We start from the raw sequence: 15,968 nt of genomic DNA, 5'->3' as shown, positions 1-15,968 counted from the left end.
CAATCGTGTGCGGCGTGACTGCAGCGGATCATGGTTCGACCGACGTCGTGATCGTCGGAGCCGGCTACGCGGGGCTGGCGGCGGCGTCCCGGCTGGTGGCCGCCGGACTCGGCGTCGTCGTGCTGGAGGCCGCGGACCGGGTCGGCGGCAGGGCGTTCAGCGAGGACCTGCCCTCGGGTGTGCGCGTGGACCACGGCGCGCAGTGGACCGGCCCGTCCCAGCAACGCTTCCGCGAGCTCGCGGCGCGGTTCGGCGTCGCGACGTTCCAGGCGTGGCGGACCGGCGCGCACGTCGAGATCGGGCACGACGGCACCCGCACCGACCACTCCGGCCCCGGAGTCGCCGAGTACCGGCGCGTCACCTCGCAGCTCGACGAGCTCGCGTCGACCGTCGACCTGGAACAGCCGTGGCGCAGCCCGGACTTCGCGGAGTTCGACGCGCAGTCGGCCGAGGAGTTCTTCGCGGCGCAGACCCACGACGAGGACGCGCAACGCCGGCTCGCGCACGCCGTGCAGGCCGTGTGGTGTTGTGAGCCCAGGGAGATCTCGTTCTTCCACGTGCTGTTCTGCCTCGCCTCGGCCGGTGGGTTCGACCGGATGACGGAGAACGGCTTCGCGCAGGAGTCCCGTTTCTCCGGCGGAGGCGACGCGGTCGCCGTGGCACTCGCGGAGTCGATGCCCGGAGTCGTGCGGCTCGGCGAGCCCGTCCTGACCGTCCGCCACACCTCCGACGGCGTCGAGGCGGTCACCGCCAACGGCGTCGTGCGCGCGCGGCGGGCCATCGTCACCGTGCCGCCGGCCGCCCTGGAACGGATCGCGTTCGACCCGGCGCTCCCGCCCGCGCGCCGCGGCTGGGCGGGCTACGCGCCGATGGGCAGAATCGCGAAGGTGCACGCCGTCTACGAGGAACCGTTCTGGCGCAAGAAGGACCGGTCCGGCTCGGCCACCCTGCTGAGCCGCGGCCCGGTGGGCCTGGTGTTCGACAACTCGCCGGAGGACGGCTCGCACGGCGTGCTCGTCGCGTTCCTGCACGGCGACCGCGTCGACGGCTGGGCCACCGCACCCGACTCGGTGCGCCGCACCGAGGTCCTCGCCGCCCTGAACGAGGTCGCCGGCCCGCGGGCGCGCATGCCCGTCGACTACGCCGAGATGGCGTGGTCCGAGGACGGCTGGACCATCGGCGGTGCCGCGTGCTTCGTGACGCCCGGCGGCTGGACCGAGCACGGCGAACTCGGCTGGCGCGCGCCGACCGGTGTCCTGCACTGGGCGGGCACCGAGACGTCGTCGGTCTGGAACGGTTTCCTCGAAGGTGCCGTGGTCTCCGGCGAACGCGCCGCCGACGAAGTCGTGATCGCCTTCAAAAACGCCGAATAGAGTTCTGCAAACGGTCGCAGTTCCCTAATTCACATACCTGACCATTCACGTACTCGAACATTTTCGGGAATTGTTGACTTGGGGTGGAAGAGCTATTCAGAATTCGTCTCCACGGTGATGCGCGATCCCTGCGGAGGCAACTGATGAACACCCGAGCACCGGCGCTCGCCGCGGCGGCCGCGGTCGTCGCGGCACTGCTCAGCGGCGCGCCGGCCCAGGCGGCACCGTCGTTGACGGCGGCGGTGACCCAGACGTCCGTGTGGAACGGCGGTTACGGCGCGGACGTGACGATCGCGAACTCCGGTGACACGGCCGGCACGTCCTGGACGATCGAGTTCGACCTCCCGTCCGGCACGACGATCACCAGTTCGTGGAGTTCCGTGCGCACCAGCACCGGCCAGCACCACAAGTTCACGAACGCGGGTTTCAACGGTGCCGTCAAACCGGGTGCGACCGTGAAATTCGGCTTCAACGCCTCCGGCGGCGGCCTGCCCGCGAACTGCACGATCAACGGCGCCCCGTGCGGCGCCACCCCGCCCGCCGACACGCAGGCCCCGAGCACGCCCACGGGCCTGCGGTCCACCGGCGTCACGTCGAGCTCGGTGTCCCTGTCGTGGACGGCCTCCACGGACGACGTCGGCGTCACCGGCTACGAGGTGCTGCGGGGCGGCGCGGTCAGCGCGACCACCACCGGCACGTCGGCCACGATCAGCGGCCTGTCGCCGGCCACCGCCCACTCGTTCTCCGTGCGCGCCAAGGACGCGGCGGGCAACACGTCGTCGGCGAGCGCGGCCGTGAGCGTCACCACGAGCCCGGACACCGGCGGCGGCAGCACCGTGGACGTCGCCACCGCCGCCCAGCTGCAGGCGGCACTGGCCGCGGCCACCCCCGGCCAGACGATCAGGCTCGCCGCGGGCACCTACCGCGGCTCGTTCGTCGTGAACTCCCGCGCGGGCACCGCGTCCCAGCCCATCACCCTCACCGGCCCCCGCGGCGCGGTCCTGATCAACGACGGCCCGTCCGGCGAGGCCCCGTCCTGCCCGGCGCCCACTGCGGGCTGGGACTCCGGCTACGGCCTGTGGGTCTTCGGCTCCCCGCACTGGAACCTCACCGGCTTCACCGTGCAGGAGTCGAAGAAGGGCATCGTCCTCGACAACTCCCACCACACCACGATCGACGGGGTCTCGGTGCACCACGTGGACGAGGAGGCCGTCCACTTCCGCCGCTCCTCGGCCGACGGCGTGATCCGCAACTCGACGATCACCGACACCGGCCTCGTCCAGCCCGGCTACGGCGAGGGCGTCTACCTCGGCTCCGCCAACTCCAACTGGGCCTGCCACGGCAACACCGGCGGTGTCGACCGCAGCGACCGGGTCCAGGTGCTGGGCAACAGGATCGGCCCGAACGTCGCCGCCGAGGCGATCGACGTCAAGGAAGGCACCTACGACGGCGTGATCCGCGGCAACACCTTCGACGGCCAGGGCATCACCGGCCAGAACTCGGCCGACTCGTGGGTCGACGTGAAGGGCATCGGCTACCTGATCGAGGACAACACCGGCACGTTCCGCAGTCCCGGCACCTTCGCGAACGGCTACGAGACCCACAACACCAGCACCACCCCGGCCCTGCCCAACGGGTGCGGCAACACGTGGCGCGGCAACCGCTCCGACCTCGGCGGGGTGGGGCAGTACGCCATCAACATCACGTCGGTGTCGAAGTGCTCGGCGCTGCCCAACGTCGTGTACGCGTCGAACACCGTGACCGGGGCGGTGAAGGGGCTGACCAACGCGCCCGTGACGCCGTAAGGCTCCTGTGTGGACGGTGGCCCGGCGTCAGCCGACGCCGGGCCGAGCCGCACGGGCGGCCCGTTCGGACAACGCACCGAACGCCTCCCGCAACTCCGGGGGCCCCACCACCTCCACCTCGCAGTCGAACCGCAGGAGGTTCGCGGCGAGCGCGGCCCACGACCACGCCCCCGCCAGCAGCCTGGTCCGGCCGTCCCCGGCCTCCGAAGCGGTGTCACCGCCGGCGAACGGCGCCACCTCCGCTAGCGGCAGGCCGAGCACCACCTCGCCCCGGCACGGCCACTCGGCGGTCTCGGACCCCTTGAACCGCGCGGCGAGGAACGCCGCCACATCGCCCCCCGGCACCTCGCGGGGCCTGAACCGCGGCCCGTTGGGCACGCGCAACGTCATCCGGTCGGCGCGGTAGGTCCGCCAGTCCTCGCGTTCCGCGCTCCACCCGACGAGGTACCACCGCCCGCCCCGGACGACGAGGTGGTGCGGCTGCACGCGGCGAGGAGGCCCGGCGGACTCGGGGCGGCCGGGCGAGGCGTAGTCGAACCGCAGTTCTTCGCACGCGCGGACGGCGCTGCTCAGTGCGAGCAGCACGTCGGTGTCCACCTGCGTGCCGCCGCCGGCCGCCGAGATCTCCAGGGTGTCGACGCGCCGGCGCAGGCGGGACGGCAGGACCTGGCGCACCGTCGCCAACGCCCGTGCGGCGGCCTCCTCGATGCCCGCACCGGTGCCGACGGCGATCTTCAGCGCCACGGCGAGCGCGACGGCCTGGTCCTCGTCGAACAGCAGCGGTGGCACCTGGCTGCCCGCTTCGAGGCGGTAACCGCCGTCGGGGCCCTTGACCGCGTGGACGAGGTAGCCGAGTTCGCGCAGGCGGTCGACGTCGCGGCGCACGGTGCGCTCGCTGACGCCCAGCCGTTCGGCCAGCAGCAGGCCCGGCCAGTCGCGGCGGACCTGCAGCAGGGACAGCAACGACAGCAGTCGGCCCGACGTGGTCGTGGAGGTCGCGATCGGCATGTTCTGAGCTTCGCACAAGTAGCGGACGTTCCCTGTCCGCTACTGCTGACAAAGTCCCTCTCATGTCACTCAACGCAGTTGCCCACCTGAACTTCCGCGGCCAGGCCCGGGAGGCGCTCGAGTTCTACCGCTCCGTCTTCGGCGGCCAGATCAACGTCGTCACCTACGCCGACTTCGGCATGCCCGCCGAGGTGCCCGGCGCCAAGAACGTCGTGTTCGGCGAGGTCGTCGCCGAGAACGGGTTCCGCGTCCTCGCCTACGACGTGCCCGGAGCGGACGAGCCGGTCGCGACCGGCGAGCCCACCACCCGCCGGGAGAACGGCACCACCATCACGAAGGAGCCGTTCTTCCTGTCGGTCAGCGGCGCGTCGGCCGAGGAGGTCCAGCCGATCTGGGACGGTCTCTCCGACGGTGCGTCGGTGATCGAGGAGTTCGGTCCCTCCCAGTGGGCGGCCGGCTTCGGGATGCTCGCCGACAGGTTCGGCGTCACCTGGATCGTCCAGGCCTGACTCACGGCCTGAAGGCGCGGCGCACCGTCTCGGCGAGTGCGCCGCGCCTCCGTTCGTGGTCGGCGGCCGCGTCGGACGGGGTCGCGGTGAAGAAGAGGCTGGCGGGGGACCAGGTGAGCGCGAGCATGGACACCATCGCGAGCACGTCACCCGGTTCCAGCGCCGGGTCGACGCGCCCGGCCCGCTGCTCGGCCGCGATGGCCGCCAGCTTTTGCTCCGTCTCCTCGGCCATCGACGTGACGAGAACGCCCGCGGGGATCCGTTCCAGCCGGGCCCACGTCGCGAGCCGCACCAGGTTCGGCCTGGTCAGGCACGAGTCGTAGAGCGCGACGGCGTAGCCGGGCAGGTCGTCTGCGGTGAACGGCACGGCGGTGACGAGCTCGTCGGCGTGGGTTTGGAACACCGTGTCGAACAGGCGGTCCTTGTCGCCGAAGTAGGCGTAGAGCTGGGCCTTGTTCGCCTTGGCGTTCGCGGAGATGCGGTCGACCCTGGCGCCCGCGATGCCGTACGCCGCGAACTCCTCGGCCGCCGCGTCCAGCAGACGCTGCCGCGTGGCTTTGCCGTCCTTCATGCCTCCATCCTAACTAACTCGTTGGTTTGCGCGATCCGTCACCCCGTGCTTACCTGGAGGAGTAACTAACTAGTTTCTTTGTTGCTTCGAGGAGGCGTGACGTGCGAGTCCAGGCATACGCGGCACAGGAGGCCGGAGGACCGCTGCGGCCGTACGAGTACGACAACGGGCCGCTGGGGGCCAACGAGGTCGACGTGCGGGTGACGCACGGCGGCATCTGCCACACCGACGTCAGCCTCATCGACGACGAGTTCGGCGTCTCCCGCTACCCGCTCGTCGCAGGTCACGAGGCCATCGGGGTCGTCCACGCGGTCGGCGACGCCGTCGAGGGGCTCTCCATCGGCCAACGCGTGGGCGTCGGCGCCATCGCGGGCTCCTGCTTCCACTGCGCGTGGTGCGTCAGCGGTCGGACCAACCTCTGCCCGAGCCGGGACGACACCGTCCTGCGCGGCGACCGCGGCGCGTTCGCCGGCCACGTGCGGGCGAGCGACTGGCGGCACGTGCACCCGATCCCCGACGCGATCCCGTCGCAGCAGGCCGGCCCGCTGCTCTGCGCGGGCACCACGGTGTTCTCCCCGCTCCTGGTCAACGGCGTGCGGCCCACCGACCGCGTCGCGGTGGTCGGCATCGGCGGCCTGGGCCACCTCGCGATCCAGTTCCTGGCCGCGTGGGGCTGCGCCGTCACCGCCATCTCGACCACGCCCGCCAAGAAGGCCGACGCCGAACGCTTCGGCGCCACCGGTTTCATCGCGTCCGGCGAGGAGGGCGCGCTGCGGGCGGCGGCCGGCTCGTTCGACTTCGTCCTGTGCACCGTCTCGGCGAACCTGCCGTGGGACGACTACCTCGGCCTCCTGCGCCCGCAGGGCACGTTGTGCGTCGTCGGCGTGCCGGAGCAGCCCATCGCGTTGTCGCCGATGAGCCTGCTGCCGGCCGCGAAACGGGTCGTCGGCGGGATCGTGGGATCGGCCGCGCACACCCGGCAGATGCTGGACTTCGCCGCGCGGCACGACATCCGGCCCGTGGTGGAGACGTACCCGGTGGCGGAGTTCGAGAAGGCGCTCGGCCGCGTCCGGGAGGGAAGCGCGCGCTACCGCGCCGTCGTCGAGTTCGAGTGATCCGTTCTCAACCCACTTGACCGTGGCCCCCCGGACCTGTTGAGGTCTGCACGCGCGATTCCACTTAGGACGCGCCGGCAGCACTGGGGGAACGGATGAGGAACAGGATCGCGGGTGCGGTGGCGCTCGTGCTGGTGGCGGTCGGCGGGTGTGGCGCCGACGTGCCCGACGGGCTCGCTCAGAAGGTCGCGGCGGACTGCCCCGGGCTGGTCGAGCCCGAGCCGCTGGCGGTGGTCACGCAGGGGTTCGTGGTGTCCCAGATCAGCTCCGAGGCCGAGCAGGCCTGCAAGGTCTGGATCAACGACGGGCGCGAGGTGCTGCTGGTGTCGCTGATCGCCCACACCAGCGAGCAGGAGGCGGTGCAGCGCACCGCCGGGCTGTGCGACGACATGGCGCTGGACGAGCCGGACAAGTCGTGCGCCGCGGCCGTGTCCGGCAACGAGACCTACGCCCTGCACGGCGTGGCCGGGCGGTGGGAGGCGCGGATCACCGTCTACGAGATCCCGGTGGGCGACGACGCGAAGGACGCCGTGCACCAGATGCTCGAGGATCTCAGGAACTCCGGGAAGACCAAGTCGTGAACGCGTGTGGGCTGCCCTGGCACGCGGGGCAGCCCACACGCGGCTCAGATCAGCAGTGGTCGAACGCGTAGTCCGCGTGGCCGGGCCCGACGAGGTAGCGGTCGCGCAACGTCGTCGTGGCCGGGGTGTTCGGGTCGGCGCACACGTCCTCGAACGTGCCGCGCAGGTCATCGGTGTACTCGATGTCCATCACGTGTGAGTCGTACACGTCGGAGTACGACGAGCACTCCTCCCAGCGGTGGCACTCCTCGGAGACCGCGAAGTCGAAGCCGACCTCGGACTTCCCGCGTGCGGCCTGCTCGGCGGAGTTCTTCTGACCGATCGCGAGGCCCTTTGCGTGGGAGCGGTCGGCCAGCAGTTTGGCGTAGGCCAGGTTGTTGTTCACGGTCAGCTTGCCCTTGGACCGCAGGTAGGAGTCGAGGTTGTCCACCTCGACCGCCTTGAAGCCCTTGGACGCGCACGTGTCGATCGTCGCGCCGATGATGCCGGCGAGCTCGGTGCGCTTGGCCGAGGTCGAGGTGTCGAGCAGGAACTCGTCCGGCCAGTTCGGGTCGATGATCGGGTTGCCGCGCGAGTCCTTGAGGATCAGGTGCCCGCGCTGGTTCAGCCAGACGTTCTTGTCGCCGGGCTGCGTCTGGAAGCCGTTGACGTAGCAGATGGTGTAGATGCCGGGCGCCGGTGCCGCGGTGGCATCACGGGTCACGAGGGTGACGCCCTGCGGCGGCGAGTAGGCCGCGCCGAGCTGGTAGTCGAGCACCGCACCGGCCGGAGGCAGCTCCACCGCCGCCGCGGAGCTCCCTTCCGCCGCGCTGGACGAGGTGAGCGGTCCGGCCACGCAGGCCGCCAACGCCAGGGCGGCGAGCGCGGAGCCGGTGAGGGCGCGTGCAGGGGACTTCATAGGCGCCTGTCTCCTTGATCGATCAGAAGTGGTGATCGGGTCTGAGCGACAGTAGCGAGAAGCGCATCATGTGACCAGCAAGCAATCTCATTCGGTCAGAATGCTTGCTTGTTTGAGCGATTCGCGCTTAGTGTTCGCGACCACACAGCCGCACCCACCACGCGAGGGAGTCGACATGGCGCACGGCAGAGGGCTGAGTCGCCGCACGGTGCTGATGATGGGCGCCACGCTCGTCATGACCGCTGCCTGCGGGTCGGGCTCCGGCGGTGACGGCAAGGTCAAGGTGTGGCACGGCTACACCGACAAGGAGGCGGCCGCGCTCGACAAGCTGGTCGCCCGGTGGAACTCGACCCACCCCGAGCAGCAGGTCGAGGCGGTGTTCAACGGCGGCAACGACAACGCGCTGCAGAAGACGCTGGCCTCCTTCGCGTCCGGCAACCCGCCCGAGGTCGCCTACCAGTACGGCTCCTCGATCACCGGCCTCACCGACCGCCCGCAGACCCAGGACCTGACCGACGTCGTGCGCGGCGACACGGCGTTCGACTGGGACGACCTCTTCCCGGCGGGCCGCGAGGCCGCGACGGTCAACGGCAAGATCTACGGCGTCCCCGCCCTCGTCGACAACCTCTCCCTCGTCTACAACAAGAAGCTCTTCGACGACGCCGGCATCGCGCACCCGACCGAGCAGTGGACCTGGGACGAGTTCCGCTCGGCCGCGAAGAAGCTCACCGCCGACGGCCGCTTCGGCTGGGCCTACGTCAACGACGGCACCGAGGACACGGTCTGGCGCTTCCTCGCCCTGCTCTGGCAGGCGGGCGGCGACCTGCTCTCCGCCGACGGCAAGAAGGCGGCGTTCAACTCCGACGCGGGCCGGGCGGCCATGGGGTTGTTGCGGGACATGGCCGTCACGGACAAGTCCGTCTACCTCGACGCCGGTGACCAGCAGTACCTCAACCTCTTCAACTCCGGCCGCATCGGCATGCTGTGGACCGGGCCGTGGGACCTCGGTTCGATCAACGAGGACGTGTCCTACGGCGTGCAGGTCCTGCCCGGCAAGGTCACCCACGCCACCATCGCGGGCCCGGACACGTTCGTCGTCTTCGGGGAGAACGGCCGCAAGAACGCGCTGCCGTTCCTGAAGTGGCTGCTGTCGGCGGAGATCCACCTGGAGTTCGCCATGGAGACCGGCCACCTGCCCATCCGGCAGTCCGAAGTGGACCTCGCGGGTTACGCCGAGTTCGAGGCCAAGTACCCCGGCACCAAGGTGTTCGTCGACAACCTCGCGAAGAACGTCACCAAGGCGCGGCCGAACATCCCGCAGTACCCGAAGATCTCGCAGATCCTCGGCACCGCCGTGCAGTCGGTCCTGCTCGGCCAGGCCGAACCGCAGGCGGCCCTCGACCAGGCGACCGGCGAGGTCGACCAGGAGCTGGCGGCCTCGTGACGGCGGAAGTCCAGGCGCGGCGGGCGGTCGTGCGCGAGCGCCCGCGAGTGGACCGGCGCAAGCTCGACGACCACGTCGCCGGGTGGGGGTTCGCCGCGCCCGCGGTGGTCCTCATCGGGGTGTTCGGCCTCGTCCCGGTGGTGTGGTCGTTCGTGCTCTCCTTCCAGCACACCGACCTCACCTCGCCCGGCACGTTCGCGGGCGGCGACAACTACGCGAAGCTCGTCGCCGACCCGCTGTTCTGGGACGCGGCCCGGCGCACGCTCGTCTACGTCGTGCTGTTCGTGCCGATCACCCTCGCGCTCGCGCTGCCGATCGCGGTGATGCTCAACCAGAAGATCCGCGGGGTCGTGTTCTACCGGCTCGCCGTGTCCGTGCCGCTGGTGACCTCAACGGTCGCGACCGGCATCATGTTCAGCTGGCTCGCGAACCCGCAGTTCGGCCTGGTCAACGCCGCGCTCGACGCCGTAGGCCTGCCCAAGCAGGGGTTCTTCTCCGACCCCGGGCAGGCCCTGTTCGCCGTCGTGGCGATGACGGTGTGGGGCTGGCTCGGCTTCGCGGTCATCATCTACCTGGCGGCCCTGCAGAACGTGCCGAAGGACCTGATCGAGGCGTCCGCCCTGGACGGCTGCGGCCGCGCCCGGTCGTTCTGGCACGTCGAACTGCCGCTGGTCGCCCCCGCCACGGGTTTCCTGCTGGTGTGGCTCACGATCAACGGCCTGCAGCTCTTCGACGCGGTCTACGTGACCACCAAGGGCGGCCCGCTGCGCGCGACCACCGTGCTGGTCTACCACCTCTACAACGAGGCGTTCGTCAGCTTCGACGGCGGGTACGCGGCGGCCATCGGCTGCGCGGTGTTCCTGGTGATCGGCGCGTTCACCCTCGTCCAGCTGCGGTTCAACCGCCGCACGTCCCACTACGAGGTCCGATGAGAAGGCCCAGCGCGCTGCACCTGATCCTCCTGCCGCTCTCCGCCGTCATGGTGACGCCGCTGGTGTGGATGCTGCTCGTGTCGATCTCCACGCAGGCCGAGTCGCGGCGCTTCCCACCCGGCCTGCCCAGCGGGATCGAGTGGGAGAACTACCTCGCGGCGATGCGGGACGCACCGCTCGGCTCGTGGCTCGGCAACAGCCTGGTGGTGTCCGTCGTCTGCGTCGCGGGCAACCTGCTGCTGTGCTCACTGGCCGGGTACGCCTTCGCGCGCATCTCGTTCATCGGCGGCAAGGTCGCGTTCGTGCTGATGCTCGCGACGCTGATGGTGCCGTTCCAGATCGTCATGCTGCCGCTGCTGATCATGATGCGGTCGCTCGGCCTGGTCGACACCCTCGGCGCGTTGATCGCACCCAACCTCGCCACCGCGTTCGGCGTGTTCCTGATGAGGCAGTTCTTCACGACCCTGCCGAGGGAACTGGAGGAGGCCGCCCGGATCGACGGCGCGAGCAGGCTGCGCACGCTGCTCCAGGTGCTGCTGCCGTTGATGCGCCCGACGCTCGCGACCCTGGCCGTGCTGACGTTCCTGCAGACGTGGAACGACTTCCTGTGGCCGCTCATCGCCGTGCAGAGCCCGGACGTGATGACCGTCCAACTGGGACTGCAGAGCTTCCAGGGCGCGCACACCACGAACTGGCCGAAGCTCATGGCCGGCACGGTGCTCAGCCAGCTGCCCGTCCTGCTCGTGTTCTTCTTCGCCCAGCGGTTCTTCGTGCGGTCGGTGGCCGCAGCGGGCATCAAGTGACCGACCGACCAAGGGGTTCCGCCATGCACATCAGCTCCGCCGCACGGCACACCAACGCGGAGATCGCGTCACAACCCGGCTGCTGGCGCCGGGCCGTCGCGCTCGCCGCCGAACCGGAGACCGCGGCCGCCCTGCCCCGGCGCGGGGAACGCGTCGCGGTCGTCGGGTGCGGCACGTCGTTGTTCATGGCCCAGGCCTACGCCCGGCTGCGCGAGGACGCGGGCCACGGCGAGACCGACGCGTTCGCCGCGTCCGAGTTCCCGTTCGGCCGCGCCTACGACCGCGTCGTGGCGCTGACCCGCTCGGGCACCACCACCGAGGTGGTCGACGTGGTGCGGCGGCTGGAGGTGCCCGTCACGGCGGTCGTCGGCACTCCCGGCACGCCGGTGACCGCGCTGGCCGACCAGGTGGTGGCGCTGGAGTTCGCCGACGAGCGCTCGGTCGTGCAGACCCGGTTCGCGACGACCGCGCTGGTCCTGTTCCGCGCCCACCTCGGCGAACGGCTGGAGCGCGCGGTCCTCGACGCCGAGCAGGCCCTCGCCGAACCGCTGCCCGAGGACCTGGTGCAGCGCGACCAGTTCACGTTCCTCGGCGGGGCGCCCTGGACGACCGGCCTGGCCGCGGAGGCCGCGCTGAAGATGCGCGAGGCGTCGCTGAGCTGGACCGAGTCCTACCCGGCCGCCGAGTACCGGCACGGGCCGATCGCGATCACCGACGAAGGCTCGCTGGTCTGGGCGTTCGGCGCGGTGCCCGCGGGCCTCGGCGCCGAGGTCGCCGCGACCGGCGGCCGGTGGTTCGCCCGCGACCGCGACCCGCTCGCCGAGCTCGTGGCCGTGCACCGCCTGGCCGTGGAGGTGGCGCTGCTGCGCGGACTCGACCCCGACACCCCGCGCAACCTGAGCCGCTCGGTCATCCTCGACCCGGCGACCTGACAGCCGTAGACCCCCGGCACCGGAAGGCTGACCAATGTTCACCATCGCGTTCGTGGGCGCGGGTTCCGTCGAGTTCACCCGCCAGCTGCTCCGCGACGTCCTGTCGTTCCCCGAGCTCGCCGGCTGCACGATCTCGTTGCACGACATCGATCCCGAACGGCTCGAGGTGGCGGCCGGGCTGGCCCGTCTCACCGCGGGGGAGGGCGGCGCCCGCATCCGCACCTCGCTGTCGCGCCGCGAGGCGCTGGAGGGCGCCGACGTCGTCGTCAACATGGTCGCGATCGGCGGCCACGAGGCGACGATGCGGGACTTCGACGTGCCGGAGTCGTTCGGGCTGCGGCAGACCATCGGCGACACGCTCGGCATCGGCGGGATCTTCCGCGGCCTGCGCACGTTCCCGTTCCTCGACGGGCTCGCCACCGACATGCTTTCCGTGTGCCCGGACGCGTGGTTGCTGAACTACACCAACCCGATGGCGATGAACGTCCAGTACCTGGCGGCCGTCGCGCCGCGGCTGAAGGCCGTCGGCCTGTGCCACTCGGTGCACTGGACGGTCCACGACCTGAGCGCGCTGGTCGGCGTGCCGCACGACGAGGTCGACTTCCTGTCGGCGGGCGTGAACCACCAGGCGTGGATCCTGCGGTGGCAGCACCGGGGGCGCGACCTCTACCCGGCGCTCGACGCCGCCATCGCCGCGGACCCCGGCCTGGCCCGGCGCGTGCGCGTCGACCTCTACCGCCGGCTCGGCTTCTACCCGACGGAGACGAGCGAGCACTCCTGCGAGTACGTGCCGTGGTACCTCAAGGACGAGTCCGAAGTGGAGCGACTGCGCATCCCGGTCCGCGACTACGCGACGATCAGCGCGGAGAACGTCGCCACGTACGAGAAGACGCGCGACGCGCTGGCCGCCGGGGAGCCGTTGCCTCCCCTGGAGGACGAGGCGGTCGAGTACGCGCCGCAGGTGATCCACAGCCTGGTCACCGGCCGTCAGCGCACGATCCAGGTCAACGTGGCGAACCACGGCCTGATCTCGAACCTGCCCGAGGGCGCCGCCGTGGAGGTGCCGGCGACGCTCGACCGGCTGGGCGTGCACCCGCACCGCGTCGGCGCCCTGCCGCGCCAGCTCGCCGCCGTGAACCGGAGCTTCCTCAACGTGGTCGAGCTGACCGTGGCCGCGGCCGTCGAGGGCGATCCCGCGCACATCCGGCACGCGGCGCTGTGCGACCCGGCGACCGCCGCCGCGCTGACGGTCGACCAGATCGACGACCTCGTCGCGGCGATGACGGCAGCGCACGGCGACCTGCTGCCCGCCGCACTGCGGCGATAACGAGCATCCGAGTGCGTGAAACCTGCTCAACTGATACCAAACCGAGCAGTATTCGTGCGCTATAGTGATCGAATGCGTCAAGAGCAGCGTCTCGCCGCGATCCTCGGCAAGCTCGCGGACGCGGGCTCGGTGAGCGTCACCGGGCTCGCGGAGGACCTGGGCACGTCCGTGGCCTCGATCCGGCGCGACCTCCAGTCACTGGAAGAGCAGAAGCTGCTCAAGCGCACGCACGGCGGTGCGGTGGCGGTCGAGGTGATCTACGAGCTCCCGCTGCGCTACCGGGTGGGCCGCCGCGAGGAGAAGCGGCAGATCGCGGAGGCGGCGGCCAGGTTCGTGACCGAGTCGGTCCACTCGGTCGGCCTCAACGGCGGCACCACGACCACGGAACTCGCGCGCCTGCTGGCCGTCACGAGGCCGCTGAAGGTCGTGACGAACGCGCTCAACATCGCCTCCGATCTCTGCCCGCGCCCGATGATCGACCTGGTGGTCACCGGCGGCGGCGTCCGTCCGGAGAGCTACGAACTGGTGGGCCCGATCGCCGACCGGGCTCTCGCCGGCATCAGCCTCGACCTGGTCTTCCTCGGCGTGGACGGCATCGACGCGCGCAGCGGCATCGCCACCCACGACGAGGTCGAGGCGCAGACCGACCACTGCCTGCTGCGCACCGCCGACCGGGTGGTGGTGCTCGCCGACGGGTCCAAGGTCGGCAAGCGCGCCTTCTCCCGCATCGCGGGCATCTCCGACGTGCACGTGCTGATCACCGACTCGTCCGCACCCGCGGAGGAGCTCGACAGGCTGCGGTCGGCGGGCGTCGAGGTCGTCGTCGCCTGACGGTCACCGCCGCCCGCGGCGCCGGGCGGTCACGAGGAGCAGGATCCCGCAGCCCAGCAGGACGAAGCCGACGCCGGCGGCCGCGGTGAAGGTGAGACCACCCGTCGGCGCAGGCGGCCGCGGATCGCCGCGGTGCAGGGAATCCGGTGCGCGGACCTCGACGTCCACCACGGCCTCGGACGAACGACCGCGGCGGTCGGTGACGACCAGCCGCGCCGTCGTCCCGCCGGGCGCCGGGTAGGTGTGCGTCGCGGTGGCGTCGAGGCCCGACCGGTCGATCACGCCGTCGTCATCGAAGTCGAACGAGAACGTGGCGTCACCGGCGCGGCTGGAGCCGAGACCGCTGAGCGTCGTCCTGGTGCCCGCGAGCACGGTGACCGCCGCCCTGAGCCCCGCGGTCGGCGCGGTCGTCGCGTCCTCGACGACCCGCACGACGCTCTTGCCCACCTCGTCGGATGAGCTGATCGGGAACACGGCACCGCCGGTCGCGGTCGTGATCGGGCCCATCTGAGCGCTCAGGGAGTCGTTGGCCGCCAACACGTAGACGGGCACCGGCGGGATCCTCACGCCGGCGCCGGGCCCGGTGACGGTGCGGGCGGACGCGGCACCACCGGGCAGCGGCGCGACACCCCTCGCGATGTCCGTGACGGCCGCGGCGGTCAGGCCCGTGACCGGTTCGGAGTCGTGCGCGGGACCGTCGCCGAGCACGATGAGAGCACGGGCGGCCCCGCGGTCCCAGTCCGCGCCGAGCGCCGTGACGAGTCCGGAGTGGACGGCCTCCGGCGTGTCGCCGCCACCGTCCGCCCGCAGTCCGCGCAGCCCCGACTCGAACGCGGCGAAGTCCTCCGTCAGCGGGACGACGGTCCGCGCCGCGCGGCCGCCGCCGTGGTCCCGGTACTCGACCAGCCCGACCCGGGCCTTCGAGCTCACGGCCCGCAGCGCGTCGGCGGTGCTCTCGGCGCTCGCGGCCGCGGCGGCGAGGAAGGGCGTCATCGACCCGGTCGTGTCGATGGCGAACATCAGGTCCGCGGGGCCGGGATCGGGAAGGGGTGCGGGAGCGGCCTCCACCAGGTCCCGGAGGCGCAGGGCGAGCTCCTGGCGTTCCTCCGGCACCTCGCCGTAGCCGAAGTGCGGACCGAGGTCCGGTGACGGAGTACCGGCGCAGACGGGGTCGTCGTCGTGGCAGAACAGGAAGACCGGCACCGGCAGGTCGTAGAACGGGTCGCTGCTCGCCGTGCCGTCGTCCTTGCCGACCCGCTGCCGGTGGAGGCCGTTGCCGCCGGCACCGCCGCCGGTGACACCGCGGGCCCCGGCCTTCTGCGCCGGGTCCCCGACGCCGAACACACCGGCGATCCAGCCCGCCGGAACGTCCAGGGCGACCTCGCGCGCGGCGAGGACGCCCTGCGAATGCCCGGCGAGAATGAAACGGGTTCCGGCGGATCCGCATTCCTCGTACCGTTCGCGCAGGTATTCGCCGCCGAGGAGCCGGCTGCGCTCGACCGAGTCGAAGAGGGCCTCGTTCCCGTCGAACAAATCCGTCGACGTGACCGGCGGGTGCTCGACGCGGTGCACCGTGACGCCGGCCGTGTCGATGATCCTGCTCAGGGTCTCACCGGTGTCGCTGAACGCCACGATCTCGACTTCTCCGCAGGTCGCGGGCTGCGCCTGGGCCACCGTGACCGGCGCCGCCGCGAGGAGGACGGACACGGGAACGGAAGCGAGCCGGTTCGTCCACGAGGTCGGGGGTCTTCGTCTGGGCGGCGTCATGCACGGCACATAGTCCGTGCGACGAAAGCTGTTACAAACCCGCCATTCGCGTTCTCGATGCGAAAAACTATT

15 protein-coding genes are annotated in these 15,968 nt (G+C 71.2%); 11 read left to right on the top strand and 4 right to left on the bottom strand.

What is annotated here, in order from left to right; genetic code table 11:
- The first annotated feature begins 14 nt into the window (after positions 1-14).
- The gene (locus ND450_RS10825; RefSeq protein ID WP_253326002.1) at positions 15-1,373 is read left to right on the top strand and encodes an FAD-dependent oxidoreductase; all 1,359 of its coding nucleotides are present in this window, start codon (positions 15-17) and stop codon (positions 1,371-1,373) included.
- Between the two features lie 143 nt (positions 1,374-1,516).
- Positions 1,517-3,178: a cellulose binding domain-containing protein gene (locus tag ND450_RS10820; protein WP_253326001.1), complete on the top strand. Its 1,662-nt coding sequence runs from the start codon at positions 1,517-1,519 to the stop codon at positions 3,176-3,178.
- Between the two features lie 27 nt (positions 3,179-3,205).
- On the opposite strand, the gene ND450_RS10815 is transcribed toward ND450_RS10820, so the two are convergent.
- Complete coding sequence (locus ND450_RS10815; RefSeq protein WP_253326000.1) at positions 3,206-4,186, bottom strand: YafY family protein; 981 nt, start codon at positions 4,184-4,186, stop codon at positions 3,206-3,208.
- Between the two features lie 62 nt (positions 4,187-4,248).
- Between ND450_RS10815 and ND450_RS10810 the strand changes: the two genes are divergently transcribed.
- On the top strand, positions 4,249-4,695 hold the full coding sequence (locus ND450_RS10810) for a VOC family protein (protein ID WP_253325999.1): 447 nt from the start codon (positions 4,249-4,251) through the stop codon (positions 4,693-4,695).
- 1 nt (position 4,696) lies between these two features.
- Here the strand turns inward: ND450_RS10810 and ND450_RS10805 are convergent, their stop codons facing one another.
- Entirely contained in the window at positions 4,697-5,266 is a 570-nt protein-coding gene (locus tag ND450_RS10805; protein ID WP_253325998.1) for a TetR family transcriptional regulator, read from the bottom strand.
- Between the two features lie 101 nt (positions 5,267-5,367).
- On the opposite strand from ND450_RS10805, the gene ND450_RS10800 reads away from it, so the two are divergent.
- Both ND450_RS10800 and ND450_RS10795 read left to right on the top strand, forming a co-directional pair.
- The gene (locus ND450_RS10800) at positions 5,368-6,381 is read left to right on the top strand and encodes an NAD(P)-dependent alcohol dehydrogenase (protein WP_253325997.1); all 1,014 of its coding nucleotides are present in this window, start codon (positions 5,368-5,370) and stop codon (positions 6,379-6,381) included.
- A gap of 95 nt (positions 6,382-6,476) precedes the next feature.
- Positions 6,477-6,962: a hypothetical protein gene (locus ND450_RS10795; protein WP_253325996.1), complete on the top strand. Its 486-nt coding sequence runs from the start codon at positions 6,477-6,479 to the stop codon at positions 6,960-6,962.
- A gap of 49 nt (positions 6,963-7,011) precedes the next feature.
- Here the strand turns inward: ND450_RS10795 and ND450_RS10790 are convergent, their stop codons facing one another.
- A complete protein-coding gene (locus ND450_RS10790) occupies positions 7,012-7,860 on the bottom strand; it encodes an endo alpha-1,4 polygalactosaminidase (RefSeq protein WP_253325995.1) in 849 nt (282 codons plus the stop codon).
- 175 nt (positions 7,861-8,035) lie between these two features.
- On the opposite strand from ND450_RS10790, the gene ND450_RS10785 reads away from it, so the two are divergent.
- The 6 genes from ND450_RS10785 (at position 8,036) to ND450_RS10760 (ending at position 14,129) form a co-directional block, all read left to right on the top strand.
- Complete coding sequence (locus ND450_RS10785) at positions 8,036-9,304, top strand: ABC transporter substrate-binding protein (protein ID WP_253325994.1); 1,269 nt, start codon at positions 8,036-8,038, stop codon at positions 9,302-9,304.
- Positions 9,301-10,236: a carbohydrate ABC transporter permease gene (locus ND450_RS10780; RefSeq protein WP_253325993.1), complete on the top strand. Its 936-nt coding sequence runs from the start codon at positions 9,301-9,303 to the stop codon at positions 10,234-10,236. The genes ND450_RS10785 and ND450_RS10780 overlap by 4 nt, the downstream gene beginning before the upstream one ends.
- Complete coding sequence (locus tag ND450_RS10775) at positions 10,233-11,039, top strand: carbohydrate ABC transporter permease (protein ID WP_253325992.1); 807 nt, start codon at positions 10,233-10,235, stop codon at positions 11,037-11,039. Before ND450_RS10780 ends, ND450_RS10775 begins: the two co-directional genes overlap by 4 nt.
- A gap of 23 nt (positions 11,040-11,062) precedes the next feature.
- Positions 11,063-11,971 carry an SIS domain-containing protein gene (locus ND450_RS10770; protein WP_253325991.1) on the top strand — a complete coding sequence of 303 codons (909 nt, stop codon included), beginning with the start codon at positions 11,063-11,065 and terminating at the stop codon, positions 11,969-11,971.
- Between the two features lie 34 nt (positions 11,972-12,005).
- On the top strand, positions 12,006-13,298 hold the full coding sequence (locus ND450_RS10765; RefSeq protein WP_253325990.1) for an alpha-glucosidase/alpha-galactosidase: 1,293 nt from the start codon (positions 12,006-12,008) through the stop codon (positions 13,296-13,298).
- Positions 13,299-13,370: 72 nt separating this feature from the next.
- Positions 13,371-14,129 (top strand): DeoR/GlpR family DNA-binding transcription regulator, encoded by a 759-nt coding sequence (locus ND450_RS10760; RefSeq protein WP_253325989.1) that lies wholly within the window; start codon positions 13,371-13,373, stop codon positions 14,127-14,129.
- Positions 14,130-14,132: 3 nt separating this feature from the next.
- Here the strand turns inward: ND450_RS10760 and ND450_RS10755 are convergent, their stop codons facing one another.
- A complete protein-coding gene (locus ND450_RS10755; RefSeq protein ID WP_253325988.1) occupies positions 14,133-15,836 on the bottom strand; it encodes a VWA domain-containing protein in 1,704 nt (567 codons plus the stop codon).
- Between the last annotated feature and the right edge of the window lie 132 nt (positions 15,837-15,968).

Origin of the sequence: Lentzea sp. HUAS12, assembly GCF_024125735.1 — a bacterium.
Lineage (GTDB): Bacteria > Actinomycetota > Actinomycetes > Mycobacteriales > Pseudonocardiaceae > Lentzea > Lentzea albida.
This window is presented reverse-complemented; position numbering and strand designations above follow the sequence as displayed.

What these genes read in the sequence shown, in the direction of transcription:
- ND450_RS10785 (WP_253325994.1), top strand. Translation starts at nt 8,036, where the DNA reads ATGGCGCACGGCAGAGGGCTGAGTCGCCGCACGGTGCTGATGATGGGC.
- ND450_RS10815 (WP_253326000.1), bottom strand. Translation starts at nt 4,186, where the DNA reads ATGCCGATCGCGACCTCCACGACCACGTCGGGCCGACTGCTGTCGTTG.
- ND450_RS10765 (WP_253325990.1), top strand. Translation starts at nt 12,006, where the DNA reads ATGTTCACCATCGCGTTCGTGGGCGCGGGTTCCGTCGAGTTCACCCGC.
- ND450_RS10760 (WP_253325989.1), top strand. Translation starts at nt 13,371, where the DNA reads ATGCGTCAAGAGCAGCGTCTCGCCGCGATCCTCGGCAAGCTCGCGGAC.
- ND450_RS10790 (WP_253325995.1), bottom strand. Translation starts at nt 7,860, where the DNA reads ATGAAGTCCCCTGCACGCGCCCTCACCGGCTCCGCGCTCGCCGCCCTG.
- ND450_RS10775 (WP_253325992.1), top strand. Translation starts at nt 10,233, where the DNA reads ATGAGAAGGCCCAGCGCGCTGCACCTGATCCTCCTGCCGCTCTCCGCC.
- ND450_RS10810 (WP_253325999.1), top strand. Translation starts at nt 4,249, where the DNA reads ATGTCACTCAACGCAGTTGCCCACCTGAACTTCCGCGGCCAGGCCCGG.
- ND450_RS10770 (WP_253325991.1), top strand. Translation starts at nt 11,063, where the DNA reads ATGCACATCAGCTCCGCCGCACGGCACACCAACGCGGAGATCGCGTCA.
- ND450_RS10795 (WP_253325996.1), top strand. Translation starts at nt 6,477, where the DNA reads ATGAGGAACAGGATCGCGGGTGCGGTGGCGCTCGTGCTGGTGGCGGTC.
- ND450_RS10820 (WP_253326001.1), top strand. Translation starts at nt 1,517, where the DNA reads ATGAACACCCGAGCACCGGCGCTCGCCGCGGCGGCCGCGGTCGTCGCG.
- ND450_RS10805 (WP_253325998.1), bottom strand. Translation starts at nt 5,266, where the DNA reads ATGAAGGACGGCAAAGCCACGCGGCAGCGTCTGCTGGACGCGGCGGCC.